Source organism: Treponema sp. UBA753 (assembly GCF_002297325.1).
Classification (GTDB): Bacteria; Spirochaetota; Spirochaetia; order Treponematales; family Treponemataceae; genus Treponema_D.
In genome coordinates, this window is record NZ_DBKJ01000122.1 from 1 (window position 1) to 8,893 (window position 8,893).

Here is an 8,893-nt window from a genome sequence, read left to right on the forward strand (position 1 = left end):
ATGTGCCATTTACAATTTTTGTGGCAAGTGATTTCCCGAATATGAAATGCTTTTTATGGTGGCATATTCTTGGAGATATGATTCTGCAAAAAGATTATTTAAGGCTTTCAGATGGAAGTGTTTATAGTTGTGCTACTTTAGAAGCAAAAAGCTTAGTATTTGAACAGCTTCGCTCAAAAATTCTTTTATTGAATCATGATAAATTTATAACAGAATTCTGTAGTCTTTTTGGAGCTGATTTTCCTGAATTGCAGATTTTTAATGCGAAGTATTGCATGTCTTGGGAAAATATTTTTGAACTTTATAAAAATTCTCTTGTGACAATTGGAGCTCATACAGCACATCATGCAAATTTGCGGGCAATGGAAACAGAAAATGATGTTGAAGAGGAAATAATTGAAGGAGTGAAGGAATTAGAAAAACATATCCCCGATTACAAAAAATCTGTTTTTGCTTATCCATTCGGCTCGCCTTTTGAAATTGGAAAAAGAGAAATTGCTATTGCTGAGAAAATAGGATTTGTAAGTGCTTTCTTAGGTTACGGTCGTGGTGTAAAGAGCAAAAATAACCATTGGGCAATTCCTCGTATTGCACTTACTGAAAACTTTGATTTTTCAATTTTAAAATAGGAAAGATATTTATGAAAGAAAAAAATCTAATTGCAAAATCAATTTCATTTTTTATGCCTGGCAGCGGAAAGAGTCCAAGCGGAGGATACAAAGTTATTTATGAACAGGCGAACCGGCTTGTTATTGATGGCTGGGAAGTCTATATTGTCTATCCTGTCCATACGTTTATACGCAAGATAACTTTAAGAAATATTCTTGGAACAATAAAGAGATATTTAGAAGGTTTTACTGGAAATAGTTTTAAAGCCAAATGGTTTGACCTAGATAGCAGAATTCATGAAATAAAAGTTTTCTCCTTAAAAGAGCACAATGTTCCAAAAACTCGCTTCTATTGTGCCACAAGTTTGGAAACTTCATATTATTTAAATGAATATAAAATTCCAGCTGATAATAAAATCTACTATATACAAGGCTATGAAACTTGGAATGCTCCAGAACCTTATACATCGAATTCTTATAAATTTGATATGAAAAAAATTGCTATAGCTCCTTATCTTGTTGAGAAAGTAAAAGCTGCTGGTAGTGATGTAAGTTTCATTCCAAATGGCTTTGATTTTGATGCTTTTGGAATTGATAATCCTATTGAAAATAGAAATCCTCATATTGGAATGATGATGTATGCTTCAAACAATGACATTAAGCGCTGTTCCGATATGATAGCGGCATTTGAAAAAACAAAGGCAAATATTCCTGATTTGAAGGTCCTTGTTTTTGGCGTTCCTGAAAAACCAAAAAAATTGCCTGAATGGTTTGAGTATTATCAGCAGCCAGAAAAATCCTTGCTTAGAAAACTGTATAATTCTGCTGCTGTTTTTGTTGCTGCGAGCAGAACAGAAGGCATGGCTCTTCCTCCAGCAGAAGCTTTTATTTGTGGCTGTGCGCTTTGCTGCACAAATATTGGTGGCTTTGGAATCTATGCGATAGAAAATAAGACAGCTTTGCTTAGCCCGGTATTTGACATTGATAAACTGGCAGAAAATATAGAGTTTTTAATGGCACATGATGATGTCAGAATTCAATTTGCAAAAGCAGGTAATGAACTCATGCAACAGTTTACTTGGGAAAAGGCTTTTGAAAAATTCAAAAAGGTTGTTGAAAAATGAGATTTTATAAAAAACTTTATCTTGACTACATTTTATTTTTTGGAATAGTCGCTTTGTTTTTTGCAATATTTTCTGCTTTTAGAGTTTTTGGATTAGGCGTTGATTATAAAGGTTATTTGGAAATTTTTTATGGAAATGCACCTATAGAACCTGTATTTACACTATTAAAATCGTTTAATCAAATTATAAATAAAAGTGGAAAAAGTCTTGTTTTTATATATTTCCTTTGTGCATTTATTGGACTTTATTTAAAAGGCTCATTTTATGCTCAATATTCAAATAATTTTTTTATTTCCATACTGTTTTATATTTTTACAATTTATTTCCTTCATGAGTATACTCAAATTCGAGCTGCTATTGCTTTAGGTATTTGTTATCTTTCTGTAAAAGAAATTAATAGACGGCAATTCAAAAGATTTGTTTTTAGAATCCTAGTTGCTATGAGTTTTCATTATTCAGCAATTCTTATGTTTCCAGTTTATTTTTATTGTCATTTTTTTAGAAAGCAAAAAAGATATATACAGTTTTTATGGATTACATTTGTTGCAAGTGTTTTTTTCTCTAATTTTTTGCATGGGCAAAGTTTATTTATTTTTTTAGGTTCAAATTTATATTCAAAATTATTTTTTTTAGAAAAACTTGGCGCATTGCAAAATATGGATGGCTTTTCAATTTTTAATATTTGCTACTTTCTTATTTTGATTATGAATACAATCTTTTATTTTTTATATAAAGGATTCCCAGATAAAAATTATGATTTTACGATTTTTCAATTAAGCTCCTTATCTGCAATTATGTTTTATTGTTTTTTTAATTTGGGCTTTCATGTAGTTACGTTTAGGTTTTCGGAATTTTTTATTCCTTATTTTTTCATTGTTATTCCTAAAATTATTTCTAGATTCAAAGAAAAGATATTTCTTATGCCATTCGTAGTTTTAATTTTAGCATACTACACACGGACAGTTTTAAGGGCGGTTTTATAATGAAAAAACTTTATCTTGTAGTTTTATACAAACAAAAATATTCGGATTCTCAAACATTGCATTCTTTTTCAGAGTTTTATTTCGGCAAGAATAAAAATAATTTTTTTGTTGTTTGGGATAATTCACCCTCATCTGATACGAGCGGGGCAGAGATAGGGCGTTTTCTTCATACAGAGAATGTAGAGTATATACATACACCAGAAAATACAGCATTGTCAAAAATCTATAATACTTGCTTGGATAAATATTCAGATTTTGATTTTTTCTTAATCTTTGATCAGGATTCTAAAATTATGCGACCTGATTATGATTCATATCTTGAAAAAACGATTTTAGAAAATCCAGAGATAAATATTTTTCTTCCTCAAATTTATTCACAAGGTAAATTGTATTCTCCAGGCAAGTTTTGGATTTTCAAAGGATGTCATTATAAAAATCTTTCTGTTGGAATTCATAAAGATAAACTTTATACAGCAATTATGAGCGGAACTTGTGCACGGATTGATTTTCTAAAAAAACATAATATTAGATTCAATGAAAATCTTTCACTTTATGGAATTGATACATGTTTTTTTTCTGATGTAAGAAAAATTGATATCAAGTTTTATGTTTTGGAAGAAAGGCTTGCACACGATTTGTCAGAAAATCATTTGATTGGAGAAGATCTAAAAAATCATACACGTCTTTATCTAAAAGGAACTTTGATTATGAATAATCATAGTATTTTAAAAACTTTAATAGTTTATTTTTATCAATTGTATTTAAAACTGTTAGGAAAAATTTGATATGAAAATTCTCTTTGCCCACCTTTTAAATAATTATACAGGTTCTCCAAAAGTTCTTGCAATTCTTTTAAATGAGCTATGTAAAAATAATAGTCTTGAAATTTCTCTCTTAACGTCAAAGACTGATGGAGCATTGAGTGGCATTTCGAATATAAAATATCACGATAATTTTTACCGTTGGCATGAAAATAAACTTTTACGTATCTTTCAGTTTACTTTCTCGCAGGCATGGAATTGCTTTTTCACATTTTTTGCTGACTTTGATGTGTTGTATATGAATACTGTTCTTCCGTTTGGTGCTGCAATTGCTGCAAAAATTAGAAGAAAACAAATCATCTATCATGTTCATGAAGTTTATATAAATCCTGGATTTTTAAAAAGGTTTTATTCATGGGTAATGAATAAATGTGCTTCAAAATTAATCTGTGTTTCAAAGTATGTAAAAGATAATGTTGATTTTAAGGACTCTGTTGTTGTTTATAATCCTGTTGAAAAAACGGAAGTTCCAAGAGATGTAGATTTATATTTAAAGCGAAAGTTTGAACGGAAATTGATTTTTATGCCTACTTCATTAAAAAAATATAAAGGTGTTTTTCAGTTTGTTGAGTTGGCGCGCATTATGGCAGATTTTGATTTTATTCTTCTTTGCAGTTCAGAACATTCTGAAATGCAGAAGTTTTTTTCTGAAACAAGTTTACCAAAAAATCTTACTTTGATTGGAAAGCAAAAGTCTCTTGAAAAATTTTATCGCGAAGCGACAATTTCGATAAACTTGTCATTATATGACAAGTTTATCGAAACATTTGGACTTACAGTCCTAGAATCTTTCGATGCACTTGCTCCCGTAATAGCACCAAATTATGGCGGTCCAAAAGAAATTATTCAGAATGGGAAAAACGGTTTTCTGGTTGATTCATATAATTTGATTCAGATTTGTGAATGCATACAAAAAATAATGTTTGATTTTGAAACTTATAAAAATTTTGCTTTGAATGCAAGAAAAAGAGCGGAAGATTTTTGTAAAGAAAAATTTTTGTCGGGGATAGAAACTATATTAGAAAGTTTAGGAAATGAAATTGATTAGATTTAGATATTGTAATATGGAAAATGCTTTTTCAATTTTATTTCTCCTTTCTGTATGCACGGATTTCTGCGTTAATTTCGTCAAGCGTAAGATTTTGTATTTTATTCTTTTTTGCTTCCTTGTTAGCCATTTTGAGGATATTGTTTGCCTGTTTAAGAGCTTTATTTTCGGAATTTACTCTCATGCTGAATGGAATACCTCTTTCTTCAACGGATTTTTTAAGAAAAATTCTGAACGCTGTGGGCAAATCAAGTCCGAGCTGCTCGAAAATGCTTGTCGCCTCGTTCTTCAAATCTTCGTCTACTCTAATTTGTACCAATGTGCTTGCCATAATTCGCCTCCAAAAACAATAAAAAATTGTACCTATAATTTGAATATATGTGAATGTAATATGTTTGTCAATAAAAATAAAAAAGGAGCAGTTTATGCCTGAACCAAATATTCCGTCAAAGAATCCTCATAAACTTCGTGTTGCTGTTATCGGCACAGTTGGCGTTCCTGCCTGCTATGGCGGTTTTGAGTCTCTTGTGGACAACTTGCTGGATTTTACTCCGCCGAATATTGAATACACGGTTTTCTGCTCGGGCAGGAAATATGAAAAACGATTGGAATCGTACAAGGGCGCAAAACTTGTTTATCTTGAAATGGATGCGAACGGCAAGGACAGCATTTTTTATGATTTTAAGTCGATGAAACTTTCTGTTGCGGCTAAGGCTGACATCATGCTGATTCTTGGTGTTTCAGGCTGCGTTTTTCTTCCATATATAAGGCGGATTTTCAAGGGAAAAATCATAACGAATATTGACGGGCTTGAATGGCGGCGCGACAAATGGAAGTGGTACGCTAAAAAGCTTTTAAAGCTCAGCGAAAAAATGGCGGTGAAATATTCCGACATTGTGATTGGCGACAACAAAGGAATCACTGATTATATAAAATCTGAATATTCAAAAATCGTAAAAAACAAGAAAGTTGAGCTGATTGCGTATGGCGGCGACCAAGTCTCGCGTGTTCAGGACGATTCTTTGTTTGAAAAGTATCCGTTTTGCCATGAGCCTTATGCGGTTACGGTCTGCCGGATTGAGCCTGAAAATAACGTTCATGTGATTCTTGAATCTTTCTCTAAAATGCCGGATGAGCCGCTTATTTTTGTGGGCAACTGGGAAAAGTCGGAGTATGGCCGTAGCCTAAAAGAAAAATTCAGCGCATGCAAAAATATCCACCTGCTTGATCCGATTTATGAGGGGCACACCGTGAACTGGCTTCGCTCAAATGCCCATGTTTATATTCATGGACACAGCGCAGGCGGAACAAATCCTTCTCTTGTTGAGGCGATGAATCTTTCTCTTCTAATTCTTGCGTTTGACTGCGTTTATAACCGCGCCACAACCGAAGAAAAATGCCTTTACTGGAAAACTCCGGAAGACTTGCAGAATCTGATGAAAAAACTTCGTCATTCCGAACTCGATTCGGAATCTCTTCGTGAAAAAATCGCGCGCGAAATGGGCGAGGCTGGGAAACGCCTTTACAGCTGGGAAAAAATTGCTCGGCAGTACAACGAGTTGTATTAAAAGCGTTAAAGTTGCTTTTTCCCTTCTTCTGTGATTTTAAATTTTCCGCCGCTTGCTTGAGATGCAAAGCCTTTTGCAATGCAGCCTTCCAGCGCGTTTTGTATTATTTGCGTCGTTACGGCGGAATCTTTTTCTTTTGTTTTGCAGATTTCTTCTATTATTTGCTGTTCTTCAAACTCAATCGGCTCGCTTTTTTGAGTGTCTTTTTTGCCGAGAAGTTTTAGGATTTCTGTTTCTATTTTAGTTGCGGTAAACACATTATTATCTTATGAAAAACTTTGATTGCGGTCAATACATACTTACGCTCAAGAGTTTTGCTCCGTTGCTTTGGAATGAAAAAAAATACCCTTTCCGCCACTTCAAAAAAATGGCAAGAAAGGGTTCTGAACAATCAAAGCAGTTTTGTTTCAGTTATTTACTTGCGCCAGGAATTGCCTTCTCGAATTCCTTGTTACCGTGCGTGTAGCGCGGCAAAAGTTTTGGAGAAACTTCATCGCCTTTGATTCCGGCTGCATCGCGTTCTTTTTCAAACGCCTTTACATGGTCAAGGTTCATTTTTGAGGTGTCGGAAAGCTGGATATTCTTGAACATTTTTCCAGCTTCAATTCCAGCTTCGCGGCCGAATACAACAACGTCAAGCAAAGAATTTCCCATCAAGCGGTTTGTTCCGTGAACACCGCCAGAAGCTTCACCTGCAACAAGCAAATTCTTTACGTTTGTGTGGCAAGTCTTGTCGATTTCAACACCGCCGTTCTGATAGTGAAGCGTTGGGTAAACCAAAATCGGCTCCTTGCGGATGTCGATTCCGTATTTAATGAACATATTGTACATCGCAGGAATTGACTTCAAGATTGTGCCTTCTCCATGAATCATATCAATCATTGGAGTATCAAGCCAAACAGCGTCCTGAACATCATTGTGAACGCCACGACCTTCTTTTACTTCACGGATAATTCCAGAAGCGTTTACGTCGCGTGTTTCAAGCGGGTGAATATAAACTTCACCATTCTTATTGATAAGTTTTGCGCCAAGAGAGCGTACTTTCTCTGTTACAAGTTTTCCAAGAATCTGGCTTGGGTAAGCGGCTCCTGTAGGGTGATACTGCAAAGAATCCTGATACAAAAGCTTTGCTCCGGCTCTGTAAGCAAGCACAAGACCATCGGCTGTCGCACCGTAATGGTTAGAAGTAGGGAATCCCTGGTAATGCATACGACCAGCACCGCCAGTTGCAAGAATAACAACTTTTGCCTTTGCGATGTAGATTTCATTTGTTTCCATGTTCATAAGAACTGCACCGCAAGCTTCGCCTTTCTCATTCTTGATAAGTTCGATTGCAGATGTAAAATCAACAACTGTTATGTTGTCTTTGCGGTTAAAAGTCTCATCGCGGAGTGTACGCATGATTTCAGCCCCAGAATAATCCTTGCAGGCATGCATACGTTTTCGGCTTGTTCCGCCTCCATGAGTTGTAACCATTGTTCCGTCTGGCATTTTGTCAAACTCAACACCAAGGTCGTTCAGCCATTTGATTACAGAAGGAGCTTTGTTTACAAGAGTATAAACAAGTTCCGGCTTTCCATCAAAGTGTCCGCCACCAAAACAGTCAAGGTAATGCTGTGCAGGAGAATCGTTAGGCTTATCAGCAGCCTGGATTCCACCCTCTGCCATCATGGTGTTTGCATCTCCTACGCGGAGTTTTGTTACAAGCAAAACTTTTGCGCCGGCCTCAGAAGCCATGATTGCCGCTGAAGTTCCAGCTCCACCGCCTCCGATAACAAGAACATCTGTCTCGTAGTCAACGTGGTTCAAGTCAATGTGCTCCGGTTCAATTCTTGGCTTTGCCTCAAGCATTTTTGCCAATTCAATAGGAGCTTTCTGTCCTTTGTTAGGACCGATTTTCAGCTCTTCAAACTGACTCTTGATTCTATCCGGATGGAATTTCAAAAGCAAATCGTCTTTTTCTTCCGCAGTAAGACGTGCGTGTTCAAATTTAAGGTTTTCTTCGCGTTTTTCTGCAACAATTTTAGCTGCATCGTCAAGATAATTTCCGTACATATCTTTGTCTCCTGTGCGTGTTATTTTTCAATTTCTCGTGTGTTATACAACTCTTTGATTTCAGCCAAAGGCTTTTTCATCAAATTCTGAATAAGTTCCTCGCACTTTCCCTCGTTGATTTCTTTTACGCGGTCAAGAAGATGCTGGCTCTGCGGCTGGATATATTTTCCGTTAAGGCGGCGAGCAAGCTCAGCAACCTGAGGATGGCTGATTCCTGCCGGACAGCGAGAAGAACAGCAACCGCACATAATGCAGTCAAAAGAAAGATTAGCGCATTTTTCAAAATCACCGCGCTGAGCATAAGCAATGTACTGCATTGTCTGAAGATTCTGCGGACAGGCACGTGTACAAGCGTTGCATCCTACACAAGAATAAATTTCAGGGTAAAGCTGCATCATGACAGCCTGCTCCGGCTTAATCTTGTTGATGTCGTAAACCTGTTTTACAAGCGGGAAGAACGGAAGGGTTGCAATGTACATTCCATCAATAACTTTTTGTGAACAAGCAAGACAAGTTTTAAGCTGATTTTCGCCTTTTACGCGGTAAATAGTCGCACACGCACCGCAGAATCCATTTCGGCATCCGCAGCCTCTTTTTAGCTGATAGCCAGCATATTCCATCGCATTCATTACTGTAAGTTCTGCCGGAACTTCGTATTTTTTTCCGAACAGATATATTGTAGCCAT

At 35.8% G+C, this 8,893-nt stretch carries 10 protein-coding genes; 6 read left to right on the top strand and 4 right to left on the bottom strand.

What is annotated here, in order from left to right; all coding sequences use genetic code 11:
- The 5 genes from B4C08_RS09765 to B4C08_RS09785 form a co-directional block, all read left to right on the top strand.
- A partial coding sequence (locus tag B4C08_RS09765; RefSeq protein WP_296664926.1) for a polysaccharide deacetylase family protein occupies positions 1-629 on the top strand: 629 nt, incomplete at its 5' end.
- Positions 630-640: 11 nt separating this feature from the next.
- Positions 641-1,732, top strand: a complete 1,092-nt coding sequence (locus B4C08_RS09770) for a glycosyltransferase family 4 protein (protein ID WP_296664927.1) — start codon at positions 641-643, stop codon at positions 1,730-1,732.
- Complete coding sequence (locus tag B4C08_RS09775; protein WP_296664928.1) at positions 1,729-2,715, top strand: EpsG family protein; 987 nt, start codon at positions 1,729-1,731, stop codon at positions 2,713-2,715. Before B4C08_RS09770 ends, B4C08_RS09775 begins: the two co-directional genes overlap by 4 nt.
- A complete protein-coding gene (locus tag B4C08_RS09780) occupies positions 2,715-3,500 on the top strand; it encodes a hypothetical protein (protein WP_296664929.1) in 786 nt (261 codons plus the stop codon). The genes B4C08_RS09775 and B4C08_RS09780 overlap by 1 nt, the downstream gene beginning before the upstream one ends.
- Position 3,501: 1 nt before the next feature.
- Positions 3,502-4,584, top strand: coding sequence for a glycosyltransferase family 4 protein (locus B4C08_RS09785; protein ID WP_296664930.1), 1,083 nt, complete (start codon positions 3,502-3,504; stop codon positions 4,582-4,584).
- A gap of 37 nt (positions 4,585-4,621) precedes the next feature.
- On the opposite strand, the gene B4C08_RS09790 is transcribed toward B4C08_RS09785, so the two are convergent.
- A complete protein-coding gene (locus B4C08_RS09790) occupies positions 4,622-4,915 on the bottom strand; it encodes a type II toxin-antitoxin system RelB/DinJ family antitoxin (RefSeq protein ID WP_296029207.1) in 294 nt (97 codons plus the stop codon).
- A gap of 94 nt (positions 4,916-5,009) precedes the next feature.
- On the opposite strand from B4C08_RS09790, the gene B4C08_RS09795 reads away from it, so the two are divergent.
- A complete protein-coding gene (locus B4C08_RS09795; RefSeq protein WP_296664932.1) occupies positions 5,010-6,152 on the top strand; it encodes a DUF1972 domain-containing protein in 1,143 nt (380 codons plus the stop codon).
- 5 nt (positions 6,153-6,157) lie between these two features.
- Here B4C08_RS09795 and B4C08_RS09800 read toward each other — a convergent pair whose 3' ends face one another.
- The 3 genes from B4C08_RS09800 to B4C08_RS09810 form a co-directional block, all read right to left on the bottom strand.
- Positions 6,158-6,409, bottom strand: coding sequence for a hypothetical protein (locus B4C08_RS09800; RefSeq protein WP_296664934.1), 252 nt, complete (start codon positions 6,407-6,409; stop codon positions 6,158-6,160).
- Positions 6,410-6,563: 154 nt separating this feature from the next.
- On the bottom strand, positions 6,564-8,207 hold the full coding sequence (locus B4C08_RS09805; protein ID WP_296664936.1) for an FAD-dependent oxidoreductase: 1,644 nt from the start codon (positions 8,205-8,207) through the stop codon (positions 6,564-6,566).
- Between the two features lie 20 nt (positions 8,208-8,227).
- A partial coding sequence (locus B4C08_RS09810; protein WP_296664938.1) for a 4Fe-4S dicluster domain-containing protein occupies positions 8,228-8,893 on the bottom strand: 666 nt, incomplete at its 5' end.